The 18,454-nt window shown below is 72.3% G+C and carries 14 protein-coding genes and 1 riboswitch; of the genes, 5 read left to right on the plus strand and 9 right to left on the minus strand.

The features are described 5' to 3' along the window. Positions 1 to 108 precede the first annotated feature (108 nt). On the plus strand, positions 109 to 2,088 hold the full coding sequence (recQ, locus tag AB0950_RS33940) for a DNA helicase RecQ (RefSeq protein WP_366780140.1): 1,980 nt from the start codon (positions 109 to 111) through the stop codon (positions 2,086 to 2,088). Between the two features lie 30 nt (positions 2,089 to 2,118). On the opposite strand, the gene AB0950_RS33945 is transcribed toward recQ, so the two are convergent. The 8 genes from AB0950_RS33945 to fahA all read right to left on the minus strand — a co-directional run bounded on the left by AB0950_RS33945 (position 2,119) and on the right by fahA (position 11,596). After that, positions 2,119 to 4,884, minus strand: coding sequence for a fumarate reductase/succinate dehydrogenase flavoprotein subunit (locus AB0950_RS33945; RefSeq protein WP_366780141.1), 2,766 nt, complete (start codon positions 4,882 to 4,884; stop codon positions 2,119 to 2,121). A gap of 11 nt (positions 4,885 to 4,895) precedes the next feature. Continuing rightward, positions 4,896 to 5,687: an ABC transporter ATP-binding protein gene (locus tag AB0950_RS33950; protein ID WP_366780142.1), complete on the minus strand. Its 792-nt coding sequence runs from the start codon at positions 5,685 to 5,687 to the stop codon at positions 4,896 to 4,898. Then, positions 5,671 to 6,591 (minus strand): ABC transporter permease, encoded by a 921-nt coding sequence (locus AB0950_RS33955; RefSeq protein WP_366780143.1) that lies wholly within the window; start codon positions 6,589 to 6,591, stop codon positions 5,671 to 5,673. Before AB0950_RS33955 ends, AB0950_RS33950 begins: the two co-directional genes overlap by 17 nt. Continuing rightward, positions 6,588 to 7,931, minus strand: a complete 1,344-nt coding sequence (locus AB0950_RS33960; protein ID WP_366780144.1) for an ABC transporter substrate-binding protein — start codon at positions 7,929 to 7,931, stop codon at positions 6,588 to 6,590. The genes AB0950_RS33955 and AB0950_RS33960 overlap by 4 nt, the downstream gene beginning before the upstream one ends. A 14-nt stretch (positions 7,932 to 7,945) precedes the next feature. After that, positions 7,946 to 8,173: a ferredoxin family protein gene (locus AB0950_RS33965; RefSeq protein WP_067119265.1), complete on the minus strand. Its 228-nt coding sequence runs from the start codon at positions 8,171 to 8,173 to the stop codon at positions 7,946 to 7,948. A 47-nt stretch (positions 8,174 to 8,220) separates the two neighbouring features. Then, the gene (locus AB0950_RS33970) at positions 8,221 to 9,009 is read right to left on the minus strand and encodes a GntR family transcriptional regulator (protein WP_360159572.1); all 789 of its coding nucleotides are present in this window, start codon (positions 9,007 to 9,009) and stop codon (positions 8,221 to 8,223) included. Between the two features lie 133 nt (positions 9,010 to 9,142). After that, complete coding sequence (locus AB0950_RS33975) at positions 9,143 to 10,081, minus strand: M56 family metallopeptidase (RefSeq protein ID WP_360159574.1); 939 nt, start codon at positions 10,079 to 10,081, stop codon at positions 9,143 to 9,145. Between the two features lie 297 nt (positions 10,082 to 10,378). Further along, positions 10,379 to 11,596: a fumarylacetoacetase gene (gene fahA, locus AB0950_RS33980; RefSeq protein ID WP_366780145.1), complete on the minus strand. Its 1,218-nt coding sequence runs from the start codon at positions 11,594 to 11,596 to the stop codon at positions 10,379 to 10,381. A gap of 315 nt (positions 11,597 to 11,911) precedes the next feature. Between fahA and AB0950_RS33985 the strand changes: the two genes are divergently transcribed. The 3 genes from AB0950_RS33985 (at position 11,912) to AB0950_RS33995 (ending at position 15,385) form a co-directional block, all read left to right on the plus strand. Beyond that, the gene (locus AB0950_RS33985; protein WP_366780146.1) at positions 11,912 to 13,156 is read left to right on the plus strand and encodes an ATP-grasp domain-containing protein; all 1,245 of its coding nucleotides are present in this window, start codon (positions 11,912 to 11,914) and stop codon (positions 13,154 to 13,156) included. A gap of 45 nt (positions 13,157 to 13,201) precedes the next feature. Next, complete coding sequence (locus tag AB0950_RS33990) at positions 13,202 to 14,404, plus strand: FAD-dependent oxidoreductase (protein ID WP_366780147.1); 1,203 nt, start codon at positions 13,202 to 13,204, stop codon at positions 14,402 to 14,404. Positions 14,405 to 14,572: 168 nt separating this feature from the next. Beyond that, positions 14,573 to 15,385 carry an HAD family hydrolase gene (locus AB0950_RS33995; RefSeq protein WP_366780148.1) on the plus strand — a complete coding sequence of 271 codons (813 nt, stop codon included), beginning with the start codon at positions 14,573 to 14,575 and terminating at the stop codon, positions 15,383 to 15,385. Positions 15,386 to 15,812: 427 nt separating this feature from the next. Here the strand turns inward: AB0950_RS33995 and AB0950_RS34000 are convergent, their stop codons facing one another. Then, complete coding sequence (locus tag AB0950_RS34000; RefSeq protein ID WP_366780149.1) at positions 15,813 to 16,301, minus strand: transglycosylase SLT domain-containing protein; 489 nt, start codon at positions 16,299 to 16,301, stop codon at positions 15,813 to 15,815. A 3-nt stretch (positions 16,302 to 16,304) separates the two neighbouring features. Further along, positions 16,305 to 16,516: riboswitch (cyclic di-AMP (ydaO/yuaA leader) on the minus strand. A gap of 580 nt (positions 16,517 to 17,096) precedes the next feature. On the opposite strand from AB0950_RS34000, the gene AB0950_RS34005 reads away from it, so the two are divergent. Beyond that, complete coding sequence (locus AB0950_RS34005; protein ID WP_366780150.1) at positions 17,097 to 18,107, plus strand: polyprenyl synthetase family protein; 1,011 nt, start codon at positions 17,097 to 17,099, stop codon at positions 18,105 to 18,107. Positions 18,108 to 18,454 lie beyond the last annotated feature (347 nt).

Consider the following 18,454-nt stretch of genomic DNA (forward strand, 5'->3'; position numbering starts at 1 on the left):
CGGCAGGTCCGCGAGCCTGTGGATAACTCCGAGGCTGTCGGTCCGGACCCCTATGGTGGAGGCAGCGGTCGAGATACGACACACGGGGGACCGGCGGGGGACAGGACGATGGGTGCGACGGGCGGGATCAGCGAGATGCCACAGGTGACCGAAGGGCCGGACACGGCCGGCAGCGAGACGCTGGCCACACTGCACCGGGTCTTCGGATACGGCGCCTTCCGGGGCGAGCAGGAAGCCGTCATCGAGCATGTGGTGGCGGGCGGCGACGCCGTCGTCCTCATGCCCACCGGCGGCGGCAAGTCGCTGTGCTACCAGATCCCGGCCCTGGTCAGACCCGGCACCGGCGTGGTGATCTCCCCGCTGATCGCCCTCATGCAGGACCAGGTGGACGCCCTGCGCGCCCTCGGCGTGCGCGCCGGCTTCATGAACTCCACGCAGGACTTCGACGAGCGGCGCATGGTCGAGGCCGAGTTCCTCGCCGGCGAGCTGGACCTGCTGTACCTGGCACCCGAGCGGCTGCGCCTGGACGCCACGCTCGACCTGCTCTCGCGCGGCAAGATCTCCGTCTTCGCGATCGACGAGGCGCACTGCGTGTCCCAGTGGGGCCACGACTTCCGCCCCGACTACCTCACCCTCTCCCTCCTCGGCGAGCGCTGGCCGGACGTCCCGCGGATCGCCCTCACGGCCACGGCCACCCATGCCACCCACCAGGAGATCACCCAGCGGCTCAACCTGCCGACGGCCCGCCACTTCGTCGCCAGCTTCGACCGGCCCAACATCCAGTACCGGATCGTGCCCAAGGCCGACCCCAGGAAGCAGCTCCTGGCCTTCCTCCGGCAGGAGCACCCCGGCGACGCCGGCATCGTCTACTGCCTGTCGCGCAACTCGGTGGAGCGGACGGCGGAGTTCCTGACCGCCAACGGCATCGAGGCCGTGCCGTATCACGCGGGCCTGGACGCGGGCACACGCGCCGCCCACCAGTCCCGGTTCCTGCGCGAGGACGGCCTGGTCGTGGTGGCGACCATCGCCTTCGGCATGGGCATCGACAAGCCGGACGTACGGTTCGTCGCCCACCTGGACCTGCCCAAGTCGATCGAGGGCTACTACCAGGAGACCGGCCGCGCCGGCCGCGACGGACTGCCGTCCACGGCCTGGATGGCGTACGGCCTGAACGACGTCATACAGCAGCGCAAGCTGATCCAGTCCGGCGAGGGCGACGAGGCGTTCCGCCGCCGGGCCTCCGCCCACCTCGACGCCATGCTCGCCCTGTGCGAGACGGCCCAGTGCCGCCGCAGCCAGCTGCTCGCCTACTTCGGCCAGGACCCCGACGCGGCGGCCTGCGGCAACTGCGACACCTGCCGCACCCCGCCGGAGACCTGGGACGGCACGGTCGCCGCGCAGAAGGTGCTGTCGACCGTGGTACGGCTGCAGCGCGAGCGCGGGCAGAAGTTCGGCGCCGTGCAGATCGTCGACATCCTGCTCGGCAAGCGCACCGGCAAGGTCATCCAGTTCGACCACGACCAGCTGTCCGTCTTCGGCATCGGCCAGGACCTCACCGAGGCCGAATGGCGCGGCGTCATCCGGCAGCTGCTTGCGCAGGGGCTGCTCGCGGTCGAGGGGGAGTACGGCACCCTGGCGCTCACCGAGGCGAGCGGCTCGGTGCTGCGCGGCGAGCGCGAGGTGCCGCTGCGCAAGGAGCCGAAGAAACCGGCCGCCACCCGGTCGCGGCAGGCCGGCGCCTCCGGCGACCGCAAGGCCAAGGCGGCCGCCGCGGAACTGCCCGACGAGCTCCTGCCCGCCTTCGAGGCGCTGCGCGCCTGGCGCGCCGAACAGGCCCGCGAGCAGGGCGTACCGGCGTACGTCATCTTCCACGACGCCACCCTGCGGGAGATCGTCAGCCGCCGGCCCGCCTCGGTGCGCGAGCTGGGCACGGTCAGCGGTGTCGGCGAGAAGAAGCTGGCGACCTACGGAGAAGGCGTGCTGGCCGTGCTGGCCTCCCTGGACGGACCCGCCCCGGCCGCCGACGACACGCCGGCCGCCGACTGGCCGGAGCCCGACCAGGAGCCGGAGCCGGACGACTGGATATAGCGAGCCCGTCCGAGGGGACGCGGGGGACGGTCACAGACCCCGTGCCGCGTAAGCCCTGACGTCCGCGTCCGGGTCGGCCGTGGCCGTGGCGAGCGCCGCACGCGCCTCCTCGGCGGCCCGGTGCCGGGTCAGAGCCAGCACCGCCGCCTTGCGGACGTCGGCGTTCGAGTCGGCCAGGGCCTTGGCGAGGGCGGGGACCGCGGTCTCGGCGGAGGCGACCGACAGCGCGGTGGCGGCGCCCGCGCGCACCTGCCAGGCCGGGTCGGACAGCGCGGCCACGGCACGCCCGGCGAGCGGCGCCGGGCAGCCGGTACCGGCCAGCGCGGCGAACGCGGCGCCGCGAACCAGCGGATCACCGTCCTCGGTGAGCCGGCCCAGCGTGGCGGCCGGCAGATCACGGTCGGCAGAGGCCAGGGACTCGGTGGCGACGGCGGCCAGGGCCTTGGCCACCGCGACCCGGACCTCCCGGGACGGATCGTCCGCGGCGCGCGTGAGGGGCCGGACCGCATCGACGGACACGAGCGCCCGTACGGCCTCGGTGCGGACGGCGACGTCGGGGTCGCCCAGCGCCGCCGCGAACAGCCCGGCCTCGCCGAGCCGCAGCGCGCGCAGCACGTCGAGGGCGGCGGCCCGGACCACGGGGTCGGTGGCGGCGAGGGCCCCGGTCAGGGCGGTGCCCAGGGCGGGTTCCGGCGGCAGGGTCTCGACCAGTTCGCGCAGCGCGGCCGCGGCGGTCGCACGGACCTCGGCATCGGGGTCGAGGAGGGCACCGGCCAGGGCCTGTCCGGTGCCGGGCGGCACGGTCTCGGTGAGGACCGAGACCGCCGTACGGCGGACGGCGGGGTCGGAGTCGCTCAAGTAGTGCTCCAGCAGGACTAGTTCGGGTTGAGCCTCGGCCAGCTCCAGCAGTTCCAGCAGCCGGGGCGATGCGGTGCCGGGCGTCCCGGCCCGGTCGGCCGGGGCGGTGGCGCGCACGGACACCGGTCCGCCGGCGACCGGTGCCGCCTCGCGCGGCCCGGCCGTGGCCACGTCCTCGGCACGGACCTCGCCCAGGCGGCGGGAGGGACCGCCGACCGGCGTGAACTCCTCGACCGGGACCAGATAGGGAGCCACGGGACGAGCCGTGAACTCCATCGCACCAGAGGGGGACTTGTGCAGATCGAGATGGTGGAACCAGGACACGTCGTCGCGGCCGGGGTGGTCGAGACGGTCGTGGTAGAGGCCCCAGCGGGACTCGGTGCGGGCGAGCGAGGCACGGGCGGCCATCTCGGCGCAGTCCCGGATGAACGTCACCTCGGCGCAGCGCATCAGCTCGTGCGGGGTGCGGGCGCCCATGGCGGCGATGTCGGCGCGCATCCGCTCGAAGGCCTCCAGGCCGAGGGAGAGCCGGGCGCCGGACTTCGGCGGTGCCACGTAGTCGTTCACGAAGCGGCGCAGTTTGTACTCGACCTGGGGCTGCGGCGGGCCGTCCGGGTTGCGCAGCGGGCGGTAGATCAGCTCGTGCGCCTCGGCCACCTGGTCGCCGGGAAGCTCCCCCTCGTACGCCGTGTACTGGGCGGCGTCCGCGCCCGCGAGGTCGCCGAAGACGAAGGCGCCGATCATGTAGTTGTGCGGGACGCAGGCGAGGTCGCCGGCGGCGTACAGACGGGGGACGGTCGTACGGGCGTGGTCGTCGACGCGGACACCGGAGGCGGAGTGGCCGCCGCACAGGCCGATCTCGGAGATGTGCATCTCGACGTCGTGGGTGCGGTAGTCGTGCCCGCGGCCGGCGTGGAAGGTGCCGCGGGTGGGCCGCTCGGTGGAGTGCAGGATCGACTCCAGCGCGGAGACCGACTCCTCGGGGAGGTGGCTGAGCTTGAGGTAGACCGGGCCGCGGTCGCTGGCGACCTCGGCGGCGAACTCGGCCATCATCTGCCCCGACCAGTAGTCGGAGTCGACGAAGCGCTCGCCGTGCCGGTTGACCTGGTAGCCGCCGAAGGGGTTGGCGACGTAGGCGCAGGCCGGCCCGTTGTAGTCCTTGATCAGCGGGTTGATCTGGAAGCACTCGATGCCGGTCAGCTCGGCGCCCGCGTGGTAGGCCATGGCGTACCCGTCACCGGCGTTGGTGGGGTTCTCGTAGGTGCCGTAGAGGTAGCCGGAGGCGGGCAGGCCGAGCCGGCCGCAGGCGCCGGTCGCGAGGATCACGGCGCCCGCGCGGACGGTGACGAAGGCGCCGGTGCGCGTGTGGAAGCCGACGACGCCCACGGCCCGCCCCCCGGCGGTCAGGACCCGGACCGGCATCACCCGGTTCTCGATCCGGATCCGCTCCCGCATCTCGCGCCGCCGCAGCTGCCGGTACAGGACCTTTTTGACATCCTTGCCCTCTGGCATCGGCAGTACGTACGAGCCGGAGCGATGCACCTGGCGCACCGCGTACTCTCCGTGCTCGTCCTTCTCGAACTTGATCCCGTACGACTCCAGCCGCTGGACCATCGCGAACCCGCGCGTCGCGGTCTGGCGGACCGTGGACTGGTCGACGATGCCGTCGTTCGCGCGAGTGATCTCGGCGACGTAGTCGTCGGGTTCGGCGCGGCCGGGAACGACCGCGTTGTTGACGCCGTCCATGCCCATGGCGAGCGCGCCGGAGTGGCGGACGTGGGCCTTCTCCAGCAGCAGGACCCTCGCGCCGCGCTCGGCGGCGGTCAGCGCGGCCATGGTGCCGGCGGTGCCGCCGCCGACGACGAGGACGTCACAGGTCAGCTCCTCGGCGTCGGTGACGGCGGGAATCTCCAGGGAAGTGGACGCGGGCGTGGTCACCGGGGTGCCTTTCAGGAGCCGAGCGAGGAGAGGATGTCGCGGCGCAGGGCCACGCGGGCCGGATCGCCGAGGGCGCCGCGGTCGCGTGGCCCAGGGACGTCCCGTACGGCGGCCACCCGGCCGGAACCGAGCAGGGCCACGCGGTCGCCGAGGAAGAGGGCCTCGTCCACGTCGTGCGTGACGAAGACGACGGTCGCGCCGGTGCCGCGCAACACCTCGACCAGCAGGTCCTGCATGCCCGAGCGGGTCTGGGCGTCCAGGGCGCCGAAGGGCTCGTCCATGAGGAGGGCACGCGGACTGTCCGCCAAGGCGCGGGCCAACTGGGCGCGCTGGCGCTGCCCGCCGGACACCCGGTGCGGCAACTGCCCGGCCTGCAGGCTGAGTCCGACCCGGTCGAGCCACGACTCGGCGCGCGAACGCCGTTCCGCGCGCGGCACGCCGCTGATGGCGAGCGGCAGTTCGACGTTCCCGCGCAGGGTGCGCCAGGGCAGCAGCGCGTCCTCCTGGAACACCAGCGCACGGTCCGCCGACGGCCCCGCCAGCGGGACGCCGTCCGCCTCCACCGCGCCGCCCAGCGCAGACAGCAGCCCGGCGAGCGTGCGCAGCAGCGTGGACTTGCCGCAGCCGGAGGGGCCGACGACGGTGAGGATCTCGCCGGGGGAGACGTCCAGGTCGACGTCGTACAGCACCGGCGCGTCCGGACGGCCGAGCGTGGCGGCCCGGAAGGTGAGCCGGGTGCCGCGCACGGCGGCCCCGGAAACCGGCGCGACGGGAGCGGCGACGGTCTCAGACGAGGTGCTCATCACGGGCCTCCTCGGTGTCCTTCTCGCCCTGCTGCTCGCGCTGGGCCTGGTGCTCGGGATCGGGCTCGCGGTCGGTGGGGACGGTGGCTGTGACGGGCCGGGGCGCGCGGGTGCGGCCGGCGGGGACGTACGAGGCGCGGGGCAGCCAGTGGGTCAGGCGCCGTCCGAGGAGTTCCACGGCCGTGGAGGTGACCCAGCCGAGGACGCCGATGGTGACCATGCCGACGAAGACGCCCGGGTAGTTCACCACCGTGTAGTCCTGCCAGGTGCGGTAGCCGACCCCGTACTGGCCGGAGATCATCTCGGCGGAGATCACGCAGATCCACGACACACCGATGCCGACCGACAGCCCGCCGAAGATGCCGGGCAGCGCACCCGGCAGCACGACCGAACCGAGGATCCGCAGCCGGCCGCCGCCCATGGTGCGCACCGCTTCCTCCCAGACAGGCGGCAGCGCGCGGACCGCGTGCCGGGTGGAGACCAGGACGGGGAAGAAGGCGGCGGTGCAGGTGATGAAGACGATGCCCTGCTCGTTGGAGGGGAAGAGCAGGATCGCGACCGGGACGAGGGCGATCGCCGGGATCGGGCGGATCACCTCCAGGACCGGACCGAGCAGATCCTCGGCCAGGCGCGAGCGGGCCACCAGCACGCCGGTCGTCACGCCGAGGACGGCGGCCAGCGCGAATCCGGTGAGGATGCGGGTGAGGCTGTCGGTGAGATCGGTCCAGTAGTCGCCGCCGGAGAGCCGGCCGGCGAAGGCGCGGGCCACGTCGGCGACCGTCGGGAACTGCGAGAAGCGCAGCCACAGATCGACGTTCAGGCTGGTCAGCACCTGCCACAGCCCGAGAAGAGCGGCGAGGGAGCCCGTCCGGAGCGCATACCGTGCCAGGGGATGCCGGGTCATGAGGCATGCTCCAGGGCCTCGCGGTACGACACCGTGCGGGCGCCGCCGTGGGCGGTGACGTACGCCTGAGCCGTTGACGGGGCGACGAACGGCAGCAGGCGGTCACCGTCGGCCACCCACACCGCCTTGTCGGCGAACCAGAGAGTGCCGGTGGTGGCGTCCGGCACGTAGGCGGCGCGGATGCCGCCCTGGTGCGCGGCCACGTAGGTCAGCAGGTCGTTGGGCGACTTGAAGGAGACGGTCTTCTCACTGCCCTTGGGCCATACCTCGCCGGCGGCCGGCGCGGGTCGGGCGGCGAGCCGCCGGGTGTAGGACGCGCCGAGGGCCTTCTTGACGTACTGGTCGTCGACGAAGGAGTCCACGTCGATGTCACCGGTCAGTTTGGCGGCCTTCAGCACGGACACGTCCTGCTTCAGCGCGGAGACGAGTTGCGGTTTGACGGCCGGGTCGAAGGTGGCGATGCCGTGGGCGCCGTTGTAGAGGTAGACGACCTCGGCGGGCAGGCCGGTGGCCTTGGCGACCTTCTCGGCGGCGGCCACGGGATGGGCGTTGAGGTAGTCCGTCGCCTCCGCCTGAGCCTTCAGGAAGGCCTCCAGAACGGCCGGATGGCGCTGGGTGAAGTCCTCGCGTGCGGTGACGCCGTGGAAGGTGGGCAGGTTCAGCTCGGCGCCGTCGTACAGCGCCTTCGCCTTGCCCTGGTAGGCGAGCAGGCCCGGCCACGCCACGAACTGCGACAGGGCGTCCACGCCGCCCGAGGAGAGCGCCGAGGCGCCCACGGCGGGCTGCTGGTTGAGTTTGGAGATGCCCTTGTCCGGGTCGACGCCGGCACGCTGCAGGGCCCGTACGAGCGTGCCGTCGGCGGCGGACCCGATGCTCGTGGAGACCTTCTTGCCCGTCAGGTCCTTCAGGGTGGTGAGCTTGGCGTCCGGCGCGGTGACGACCGTGTTGAGTCCGCCGCGCAGGTTGTAGCCGGTCACCGAGACCAGGCGGGTGGGGCGTCCGAGCTGCTTTCCGCGCGCCGCGTTGAGCAGCAGCGGGAAGTCGCCCATCGAACCGATGTCGATCTTTCCGGCGGTCATCTGGGCAGTGATCGGGGCGCCGGTGGCGTAGTCCTGCCAGTCGACCTTGTAGGTGTGCCCGTCGTGCAGGGAGTCGAGCTGCTTCTCGAAGGAGCCCAGGGAGCGCAGCAGGGTGCCCGCGGTGACGGTGTTGATGGTCTTGGACTGGTAGCCGACGGTCACGGTGACCGTGGAGCCGCTGCCCGCCTCCGCGCTGCCGCCGCAGGCGGACAGGGGAAGCAGAAGTGCGACGGCGGATGCGGCAACTGCGGTTCGTTTCATGGTGGTTGTACCTCTCACCGGAGCAGGTAGGGCATGTTGACGGTGACGGCTCCGGTGGGGCAGCGGGCCGCGCACGGGCCGCAGTACCAGCACTCGTCGACGTGCATGTACGCCTTGCCGCTGGTCTCGTCGATGGCGAGGGAGTCCAGCGGGCACATGTCCACGCAGAGGGTGCAGCCGTCGATGCACTTCGACTCGTCGATGGTCACGGGCACGTCGGCCCGCTGGGGCGCCAAGGGCATGGCTGTCTCCAGGAAACGTGCAGGCAGGGGTGAGTGCGGCGGGTGTGCTACGACCGGTGGAGCAGGCCGCTCATGGTGATGCGGTCGCCGCGGAAGCGGATGAACTCCAGGTCGACGGGGCGGCCGTCGGCGAGGTGGGTGAGGCGTTCCAGCATGAGTACGGCGGCGCCGCGCGGGGCCTGGAGGACGGCGGCGGAGTGGGCGTCCGCCGTCACCGCCTCCAGGGTGATCTCGGCGTGGCCGAGGGGCTGGCCGGTGATGGCTTCCAGCAGGCGGAAGACATCGGTGTTCTCCAGGTCGGCGCCGAGCAGGGCGGTGCCGAGGTCGAGCGGGATGTAGGTGAGGTCGAGGGAGAGGGGCAGGCCGTTCAGGCGGCGCAGGCGTTCGATGTAGAGGACGTCGGCGCCGGCGGGAACGCGGAGGCGGTCGGCCACCGGGGCGGGTGCGGGGGCGGGGCCCATGGTGCGGACCTCGTTGGTGACGCGGCCGTGTTCGCGGAGGGTTTCCGCGAGGCCCATCAGACGGTCGAGCCCGTGCGGGTATTTGCGGGCGACGACCACGGTGCCGACACCGGGCAGCCGTTCCACGAGGCCCTCGGCCCGCAGCAGGTCCAGGGACTGGCGGACGGTGTTGCGGGAGGCGCGGTAGTCGGCGGCGAGGGTCGACTCGTGGGGGAGGGGGCCGCCGTGGAAGGCGCCGGTGAGGATCTGGTGGCGCAGCAGATCGGCGAGTTGCCGGGCCCGGTCCGCACGCAGCCGACGACGCGTGCGGTGGGCGGCGACGGTGGTCGCGGCGCCCTGACCGGCATGGTCGCGGGGACGGTCGGTGGCTGGCATGGCTGGAACCATACCGATGGGGTAGGGAAAGTGGTGTTGCCGCAGTGTTGCGCCGCCTGAGGGACCGTGGGATACGGCGCTGAGCTGCGCGTCTGCCGGTTCCGCCGGGTAGATGCGCCACCCGGCGGGCCGCTCAGGACAGTGCCGTCAGGCCCGGGGCGAACGTGATCAGCAGGGGCAGCAGGGGCACCAGCGCGGCCACCGTCGTCGTCAGGGCCCGGTGCCGGCGCAGCAGCCGGGGCGGCGGCTCCAGCAGGCGGTCCACGCGTTCGCCGAGGAGGCGCCGGCTGGAGGCGCAGGACAGCACGCCCCGGTGCTGGTTCAGCTCGATCAGGGCGAGGGCCGTGGTGAGGTGCCCGCAGCGCCGGGACGCGGCGTCGTCGGCGGCCAGCTCGACCAGGCGGTGCGTCTGGTCGCAGAAGTGCGCGAACAGCGGCACGCGCGGGAAGCCCGTGGCGAGCGCGGTGGACAGGTGCAGCAGCCAGTCGTGATGGGCACGCGCGTGCCCGCGTTCGTGAGTGAGGACGGCGTCCAGCTGGTGATCGGTGAGGCGTTGCAGCGCTCCCGTCGTCACGACCAGCTGCGGCGGGTGCCCCGGCATCCACCAGGCGTCCGGGTACTCGTCCTCCAGCACCAGCATCGGGCCGCGCGCCGCCGGAAGCCCGGCCGGCAGGTCGGGGGCGCGCTCCCGGAGCTGCGCACGGACCTGGCCGCGGCTGCGGCGGGCCTCCACCAGTTCCCGGGCCAGCATCGCCGTCGTCCAGGCGGCCCCGCACGCCAGCAGCATGGTGAGGGCGGTGGCCCACACCGGTGTGGAGGAGAGGTCGTAGGCGGCGGTGACGGAGGGCGGCGCGGGGGCGAACACCCGGTCGCGGACGGTGTGGAAGACGGCCGCCGCACCCAGGACCAGTGCGGCCAGGCAGCACAGCAGCACGGTGGCGACCAGGCACTGCCACACCCACAACGCGACCACCGGTTCCCGCTCGGGCCATGCGGCGCGGGTCAGCGCGCGCGGTGCCGGCAGGGCGGCGGTCAGGGCGACGACGCTCAGCAGGAGCAGGCAGACGGTCATGCCGGGGCTCCGGTTCCTGATCGGAGAGTTGTCGGGTGTCGGTGATGCGGAGCGATGCGCCGCGGGCGCGTCGCGTGGTGCGTGCCCGCCCAGTATGACGGTGAGGGGCGGCCGGAGTCAGGTCTCGGAGACGATCCGTTCCGCGGTTCCGGCCGCCTTTTCCCTTCGCGTCGGCGTGCCCGCCCCACCGGCGCGGCAGCGTCACGCAGCCACAGGGCGGCGGCGGGGGAGACGAGCGCCGGCGGTGGCGGGATCACCAGGACGCCGGCGCCCGCGTTCAGGCGGTGCCACTGTCCGTCAGCCCGCCGCGATCCGCCCGCTGACCTCCCCCAGGCCGACACGGAGACCGTTGGCGCCAGGGGCCCAGGCCGAGAGGGTCACCACGTCGCCGTCCTCCAGGAAGGCGCGTTTGCCGTCCGGGAGGTCGAGGGGGTCCCGGCCGTTCCAGGTCAGCTCCAGCAGCGAGCCGCGCTGGCGGTCCTCGGGGCCGCTCACCGTGCCCGAGCCGTACAGGTCGCCGGTGCGCAGCGAGGCGCCGTTCACGGTCATGTGGGCGAGTTGCTGGGCGGCGGTCCAGTACATGGTCGAGAACGGCGGCTCGGAGACCACGTGCCCGTTGACGGCGATGGAGATCCGCAGGTCGTAGCCGCCGGGTTCGATGCCGGGCGCCGAGTCGTCCAGATAGGGCAGCAGCGGGTGTGTGCGCTCGGGAGGCGCCACGCGCGCGTGCTCCAGCGCTTCCAGCGGGGTGATCCACGCCGACACGGAGGTTGCGAAGGACTTGCCGAGGAAGGGGCCGAGGGGGACGTACTCCCAGGCCTGGATGTCGCGTGCGGACCAGTCGTTGAGCAGGCACAGCCCGAAGACGTGGTCGCGGAAGCGGTCCAGCGGCACCGGGCTGCCCAGCGTGGAGGGGACGCCCACGACGAAGCCGACCTCGGCCTCGATGTCCAGCCGGACCGACGGGCCGAAGACGGGTGCCGGGTCGGCCGGGGACTTGCGCTGCCCGGACGGCCGTACGACGTCCGTGCCCGACACGACGACCGTGCCGGAGCGGCCGTGGTAACCGATCGGCAGGTGCTTCCAGTTGGGGGTGAGGGAGTCCTCGGCGTCGGGGCGGAAGATCCGGCCGACGTTGCGGGCGTGGTTCTCCGAGGCGTAGAAGTCGACGTAGTCCGCCACCTCGAAGGGCAGGTGCAGGGTCACCTCGGACAGGGGGTGGAACAGCGGCTCGACGGCCTCGCGGTGCGCGGGGTCGGTGACCCAGTCCGTGATCGCGCCCCGTACCTCGGACCAGGCCGGGCGGCCGGCGGCCAGCAGCGCGTTGAGGGTGGGCCGCGCCAGCAGTGCGTGGTACGGCGAGCCCAGGGCGGCTGCCGCGGCGCCCGCGTCGAGGACCTGGTCCCCGAGCCGGACACCGACCCTGCGCTCCGTGCTGCCGGAGGGCGAGAACACGCCATAGGGAAGGTTGTGCGGGCCGAAGGGGTCGCCCTCGGGGACGTTGAAGGGGGGCATGGGGTGCTGCCTCACTCTCATCCGGGCCGTGCATGGCGATCGTTCCATGTGGTCGGGCCACACGTTACGGCCGTGATGCGTGTCTTGGGCAGAGCCCCATGCCTAGCCCCGAGGAGTGTCCGGGAAGTGTCCGAAAGGTGCGTGTCGAGGGGTCTTCAAAAGGTTGCCCGCACCCCGCCTAAAGAGTTCGCAATGTCCGAATAGGCCTTGTCGGAGGCGGCAATTCCGGCTTAGCGTCCTTTGGGACACGGACGGGGTGGGTCCGTTCCATTGGGGGGACACGTGGGGGGACCCGTGGCCGGAGACACCGTCGGTGTGCCATTCGAGGCGAACCGGGACGTGCCGGGACTGATCGTCAAGTTCGGCGACTATCCGCTGCACCACGGCGGCGTCGGCGCCATCCGCAGCCTGGGCCGGCTCGGTGTGCCCATGTATGCCATCACGGAGGACGCGTACACGCCCGCGGCGTCCTCGCGCTATCTGAAGAAGGCCTTCGTGTGGCCGACGACCGGCGCCGAGAACCCTGGTCACCTGGTGGAGGGCCTGCTGCGCATCGGCCGCCGCATCGGCCGCCCCACCGTCCTCGTCCCCACGGACGAGGAGGCCGCCGTACTGATCGCCGAGCATCAGGACGAGCTGGCCGGTTCCTTTCTGTTCCCGCGCGTCGACCCGGGGCTGCCGCGCCGGCTCGCCAGCAAGCAGGGCCTGCACGAACTGTGCGTCGAGCACGGCCTGTCCAGCCCCGCGTCGGCGTTCCCGGAGTCGTACGAGGACATCGTCGCCTTCGCCGACACGGCACGCTTCCCGGTGGTGGCCAAGAACCGGGAGGCGTTCGTCCGGCGCAGCAAGCCTGCCGTCAACGGCACCACGAAGATCGCCACGCGCGCGGGGCTGCTCTCCCTCGCGCGTGACTGGGGCGAGAGCCCCGGCGTGATCCTCCAGGAGTACCTGCCGCGCGAGGAGGCCGAGGACTGGATCGTGCACGCCTGCTTCGACCAGGACTCCAGCCCGCTCGCGCTGTTCACCGGCGTCAAGGTGCGCTCCTGGCCGCCGCACGCCGGCATGACGGCCAACGCGTACGTCGTCGACAACCCGGAACTCACCGACCTCGCCGCGCGTTTCATCAAGCAGATCGGCTACAGCGGCATCATCGACCTCGACCTGCGCTTCGACCGGCGCGACGGACAGTACAAGCTTCTCGACTTCAACCCGCGCATGGGCGCCCAGTTCCGGCTGTTCGAGAACGAGTCGGGAGTGGACGTCGTACGCGCCATGCACCTGAACCTGACCGGCCGCCCCGTTCCGGAGGGGGAACAGCGGGCCGGCCACCGCTACATCGTGGAGAACATCGACCTGCCCGCCCTCCTCGCCTACCGCCGCAGCGGCTATACGACGCCGCACGCGCCGGCGAAGGCGAGCGGGACGGAGCTGGCCTGGTTCGCGGGTGACGACCCGCTGCCGTTCCTCACGATGCTCGCCCGCTTCGTGCGCCCGGGCGCGAAGCACCTGTACCAGCTGTGGCGGACCAACCGCCGCGGCAGCGGCACTTCCACGAAGTAGGCAAGGCCACCGCGCGTGGCACACCGTGTCCTGGGGAGGGACTTCGTGACTCGACCGGTTGCAGTGATCGGGGCCGGGCCGTTCGGCCTGTCCACCGCCGCCCATCTGCGGGCGCGCGGCATTGCCGTCCGCGTCTTCGGCGACCCCATGGTCAGCTGGCGCGACCACATGCCCGAGGGCATGCTCCTGAAGTCCACACCCGCCGCCTCGAACTTCGACTGCCCGCAGCACGGACACACCCTCGCCGACTACTGCGACGCGGCTGGGATCCGCCGCCTGGTGACCGACGAGGACATCATCCCGGCGGAGACGTTCATCGCCTACGGCGAGTGGTTCCAGCAGAAGCTGGTGCCCGGCCTGGAGCGGGTGCGGGTGGTCTCCGCGGACCGCGACAACAGCGGCGGCTTCGAACTGAAACTGGACTCGGGCGAGATGTTCACCGCGCGAGCGGTCGTCGTCGCCACCGGGTTGTCGGGCCTGGCGCATCTGCCGGCGGAGCTCGCGGGGGCCGCGGCCGACGGGCCGGCGCCCACCGCTGCGGTCTCGCACAGTTCCCAGCACCATGACCTGGGCTGTTTCGCCCGCAAGGAACTGATCGTGATCGGCGCCGGCCAGTCCGCGCTGGAGACGGCGGCGCTCGCGGCCGAAGCGGGGGCACGCGTGCGTGTCGTCGCGCGCGGCCGTGGCCGGGTCGCCTTCGGCGCCCCGCCCTGGGAGCAGCCGAAGCTGCGACCCGAGTCCCCGTTCGGCCGCGCCTGGTCGCTGTGGGCGCTCAGCTACTACCCGCACCCCTACCGCTATCTGCCCGAGGCCACCCGGCACTTCCTGGTCCGCCGGGTCCTCGGCCCGCTCGGAGCCTGGTGGCTGCGCGAGCGCTTCGAGAGCGCCGTACAGGTGCAGGACGTGCAGCGGGTCGTGGCCGCGGAGGCGCCGGACGGCAGCCCCGACCTCACCGTCCGCACCCACGGCGGGCGCACCGAGCGGCTCACCGCCGACCACGTCATCGCCGCCACCGGCTACCGCGTCGACATCGCGGCGATGGACTTCCTCGGCCACGGACTGCGCACCCGGCTCGCGGTGAGTCGCGGCGCCCCGAAGCTCGGCGCCGGCTTCGTGTCGTCCGTCCCCGGCCTGTACTTCACCGGCCTGCCTGCGGCGTCGTCGTACGGCCCGGTGATGCGTTTCGTCTGCGGCACGGAGTTCGCCTCCCCGCGCCTGGCGAAACACCTGGCGTCGGCCCACGGCTGACTTGGGCGCGCAAAACCCGGTCCGGATGTGTCACGTAACCGGCCCACGTCCGGTCACCTCCAAGTCGGCCAGCAGGGAGCCGGCGGGCGCCACTTGGGGCCGGTCAGCACGCAAGTGCGCAGCACGGCACGGTGAGTCGAGGAGGCGCGGTATCCGTATTCTCTGATCATGGCAGCCTCCCCCGCATATGCACTGATCGCCACCGACCTGGACGGAACGCTGCTGCGCGGCGACGACACCGTCTCCGACCGGTCGTTCGCCGCGCTCGCGCGGGTGGCGCGGGCCGGCGCCCGGCACCTGGTGGTGACGGGCCGCCCGGCCCCGCGGGCACGGCCCCTGCTCGCGCGCCTCGGCTGCACGGGGCTCGCGGTGTGCGGACAGGGCGCACAGGTCTACGACGCCGGGACCGGCCGGCTGCTGTGGTCGGTCCGGCTGGACCGGGAGCTGGCCGAGACGGCGCTCGGCAAGATCGAGGCCGAGGTGGGGCAGGTCTACGCCGCCGTCGACCAGGACGGCGTGGAGGGTCTCACGCTCATCGAGCCCGGGTACCGGATGCCGCACCCGACCCTGCCGGCGGTGCGGGTCGGCCGGCGCGACGACCTGTGGTGCGCGCCGATCAGCAAGGTACTGCTGCGCCACGCCGCCCTGTCGGACGACGAGTTGGCGGCCGTGGCGCGCGCGGTGGTGGGCTCGCTGGCCACGGTCACCATGTCCGGGCCGGGGACCGTGGAACTGCAGCCGTCCGGGGTGACCAAGGCGACCGGTCTCGCGCTGGCCGCCGAGCGGCTCGGGATCGCGGCGCGGGAGGCGCTGGCGTTCGGCGACATGCCCAACGACATCCCGATGTTCGACTGGGCGGGGCGCGGGATCGCCATGGCCAACGCGCATCCCGAACTCAGGGCGGTGGCCGACGAGATCACCCTGTCGAACGAGGACGACGGCGTCGCCGTCGCCCTCGAACGACTGTTTCCGGTCCACTGACCCTCGCGCACCGGACCGACTGACCGGCACATCGGTGCGCGGCCGCCTGGAGGAGGCCGGCACCGGCCGGGTGCGGCACGCGCGCGTGTGCGCCGGATGCCGACCGGCCGCCCGGTACGCCCCCGCTCGTCAGGTGCGGGGAACGTGCCGGGCGGCCGGGGTCGGGGCGGCCCGCGGCGTCGGCAGCGGCCGGGTCGCGGGACCGTTCAGGGGGCGTCCCGTGGGGGCGCGGCGGCCCTCAGGGAGCGGTTTTATGCGCCGCAGGGGTCCTTCAGGAGCGGTCCGTGGATCGCAGGGGGTCCTAAGGGAGTGGTCCGTGGCCGCAGGGGGCTCTCACGGAGTGGGCTGTGGCCACAGGGGGCCCTCAGGGAGCGGTCTGTGGCCACAGGGAGCCTCAGGGAGTGGGCTGTGGACTGTCTGGGGGGCGTCAGTAGGCGCTGTGGACGTTGTCGATCGACCCGTAGCGCGCGGCGGCGTAGTTGCAGGCCGCGGTGATGTTGGCGACCGGGTCGTACGGGCTGAAGGAGGTGCCGGCCACGTGGTACGCGTTGAACGTGGGGTCGATCACCTGGAGCAGTCCCTTGGACGGGATGCCGGCGGCGGCGTTGGAGTCCCACAGGTTGACGGCGTTCGGGTTGCCGGAGGACTCCCGCATGATGTTGCGGTAAATGCCGTTGTAGGTGCCGGGGATGCCCTTCTGGGACATGATCGCGAGCGACTGGCGGATCCAGCCGTCCACGTTGCCCGGGTGCCCCGCGGGGGTGGTGGGGGTCGTGGTGCTGCTCGTGGTGGCCGCGGAGGCGCTGGTGGCGCCGATGAGCGGCAGGGCGAGTACGGCGGCGCCGGCGCAGGTGGCGGCGAGGACGCGGGCGAGGCGGCTGTTGCGGGGTCGGCGGTGCCGAGCGGCTGCAGGCATGGGGACGTTCCTCTCCTACGCCTGCGAGGTGAGCTGTCGGGTTCGGGCGGGGAGGTGCCCGGCCGTGCCCGGAAGAGACACGGCTTCACCCCTAGCCGTACCGGTGCGGTGCGGTGCCGACCGGTCCGGCGACTTACCTGGGTCCCCCGCTCCTGCCGTACGAATGGTCCGTGGATGGGTGAGCGGGCGGCGGCAGGATTCGGCGTCCGCCCGACGGCCGGGAAGGTATGCGAGAGCACACGCCGGGAACAAGTGTCTGCGTCACACAACGCCCCATTTGACCTTGGCCGATGCCATATGTGGTACTTGATCCTTTGCGGTTGCCAAGCCTCAACTCGCCGGTCGGGCAAGGAGGGAGAGAGGCGTGGCGGGTTCCCGCGTGCGAGACCGCGCGTGACCCAACTCACGAAATAACAAAGTATGCCAAATCCGATATGGGGTATTTGCGCGGATCGGCTGAGTGGTGGAACCCGTGGCATGGTGCCCGTCGTTGTCGTGCTGATCGCGGTGTCTGTCGGTGTCGTAGGTGATCGCGGTGGCGCGGGGAGGGTGTGCGGGGTTACTCCGCCCGCCTGTCGTTCGCGACAAAGCGGGTGGGTTCCTGTTAAGTCGATGAATGTCCGTTTTTACCACTTGATCGAAAACATACCGGTCATGATCTGATAGCACCCGGGCTGGACCGGTGGGCGCTATCGGTGATCGAACAGGGACCGGATACGCTGACTTGAGTGATGGCAGCGACCTATCGACAAACCGTGTAATCGCCAGCAGACACCAGCAGACAGGAGACCCCTCGTGACCGTCGTCGGGCCGTTCGGGCTGAGCGTGCGGGACCAGGCTCTGGAAGCCGATGTCCAGGCCGGATTGACGGCTGTCGAGGAAGGCTTGCTCGAGGCCACCAAGAGCGAGGTCCCGTTCATCACGGAGGCAGCGCAGCATCTCGTACGGGCCGGCGGGAAGCGGTTCCGGCCGCTGCTCGTGATGCTCGCGGCCCAGTTCGGCGACCCCTACGCGCCGGGCGTCGTGCCGTCGGCCGTGGTCGTGGAGCTGACCCACCTGGCCACGCTGTACCACGACGACGTCATGGACGAGGCGGCCGTGCGGCGCGGTGTGGACAGCGCCAACACCCGCTGGGGCAACTCCGTCGCGGTCCTCACCGGTGACTTCCTCTTCGCCCGCGCCTCCCAGATCCTCGCCGACCTCGGCCCCGAGGCGGTCCGGGTGCAGGCCCTCGCGTTCGAACGGCTGGTCACCGGCCAGATCCTGGAGACCGCCGGCCCCTCGGACGGCCGCGACCCGGTCGAGCACTACCTGGACGTGCTCGCCGGCAAGACGGGCTCGCTGGTGGCCGTGTCCTGCCGGTTCGGGGCGATGATGTCGGGTGCCGACGAGACGGTCGTCGACGTGCTCACCCAGTACGGCGAGCGGCTCGGGGTCGCCTTCCAGCTCGCCGACGACGTCCTGGACATCGCCTCCGACTCCCACGAGTCCGGCAAGACCCCGGGCACCGACCTGCGCGAGGGCATCCCCACGCTGCCCGTGCTCCGGCTGCGCGAGCGCACCGCCCGCCTGCGGCTGCCCGAAGACGTCGCCCTGTGCGAGCTGCTGGACTCCGACCTCAGCGACGACGCCCGGCACGCCGAGGCGCTGGCCGCGCTGCGCGCCCACCCCGCGCTGGAGCAGGCCCGCCGGGACACCGTCCGGTACGCGGAGGAGGCCCGCGCCGCGCTCGCCCCGCTGCGGGAGTGCGACGCCAAGGCGGCGCTGCTGGAGCTGTGCGACGCGGTCGTCCACCGCGCCGGCTGACCCGGCCCTGCCCCACACGTCTCCGGCGGCCGCGCCACGGCGGCCTCCGACGGCCCACCACTCGTACGGCCACGCGCGCGTGCCCGTACGCCATCGCGCTCGTGCCCGCGCGACCCTCCCCGCCCCGTACGGCCCCCTCCGTTCTGATGAGACCCCTACGGGTCGGCGGAGCCGGGTGCCCTGCGCGTCATACCGCAGGAGTACGCGGAGTTGGCTCCGAGGTCTGACGCTTCCTCAAGGCCGATTTGGTGAGATGGAAACCACGGAAATCACCACTCCTCACCGATTCGGGTGAGAATGGCGGCTCGGGTGGACCAGCGTGAGAACAGCCGCCGCCGACGACGGAG

The sequence above is a fragment of the Streptomyces sp. NPDC007189 genome (assembly GCF_040703635.1).
Classification (GTDB): Bacteria; Actinomycetota; Actinomycetes; order Streptomycetales; family Streptomycetaceae; genus Streptomyces.

Excerpts from the sequence above, each read along its gene's own strand:
- recQ (WP_366780140.1), top strand. The coding sequence starts at position 109 with ATGGGTGCGACGGGCGGGATCAGCGAGATGCCACAGGTGACCGAAGGG.
- AB0950_RS33950 (WP_366780142.1), bottom strand. The coding sequence starts at position 5,687 with ATGAGCACCTCGTCTGAGACCGTCGCCGCTCCCGTCGCGCCGGTTTCC.
- AB0950_RS33955 (WP_366780143.1), bottom strand. The coding sequence starts at position 6,591 with ATGACCCGGCATCCCCTGGCACGGTATGCGCTCCGGACGGGCTCCCTC.
- AB0950_RS33960 (WP_366780144.1), bottom strand. The coding sequence starts at position 7,931 with ATGAAACGAACCGCAGTTGCCGCATCCGCCGTCGCACTTCTGCTTCCC.
- AB0950_RS33965 (WP_067119265.1), bottom strand. The coding sequence starts at position 8,173 with ATGCCCTTGGCGCCCCAGCGGGCCGACGTGCCCGTGACCATCGACGAG.
- AB0950_RS33970 (WP_360159572.1), bottom strand. The coding sequence starts at position 9,009 with ATGCCAGCCACCGACCGTCCCCGCGACCATGCCGGTCAGGGCGCCGCG.
- AB0950_RS33975 (WP_360159574.1), bottom strand. The coding sequence starts at position 10,081 with ATGACCGTCTGCCTGCTCCTGCTGAGCGTCGTCGCCCTGACCGCCGCC.
- fahA (WP_366780145.1), bottom strand. The coding sequence starts at position 11,596 with ATGCCCCCCTTCAACGTCCCCGAGGGCGACCCCTTCGGCCCGCACAAC.
- AB0950_RS33995 (WP_366780148.1), top strand. The coding sequence starts at position 14,573 with ATGGCAGCCTCCCCCGCATATGCACTGATCGCCACCGACCTGGACGGA.
- AB0950_RS34000 (WP_366780149.1), bottom strand. The coding sequence starts at position 16,301 with ATGCCTGCAGCCGCTCGGCACCGCCGACCCCGCAACAGCCGCCTCGCC.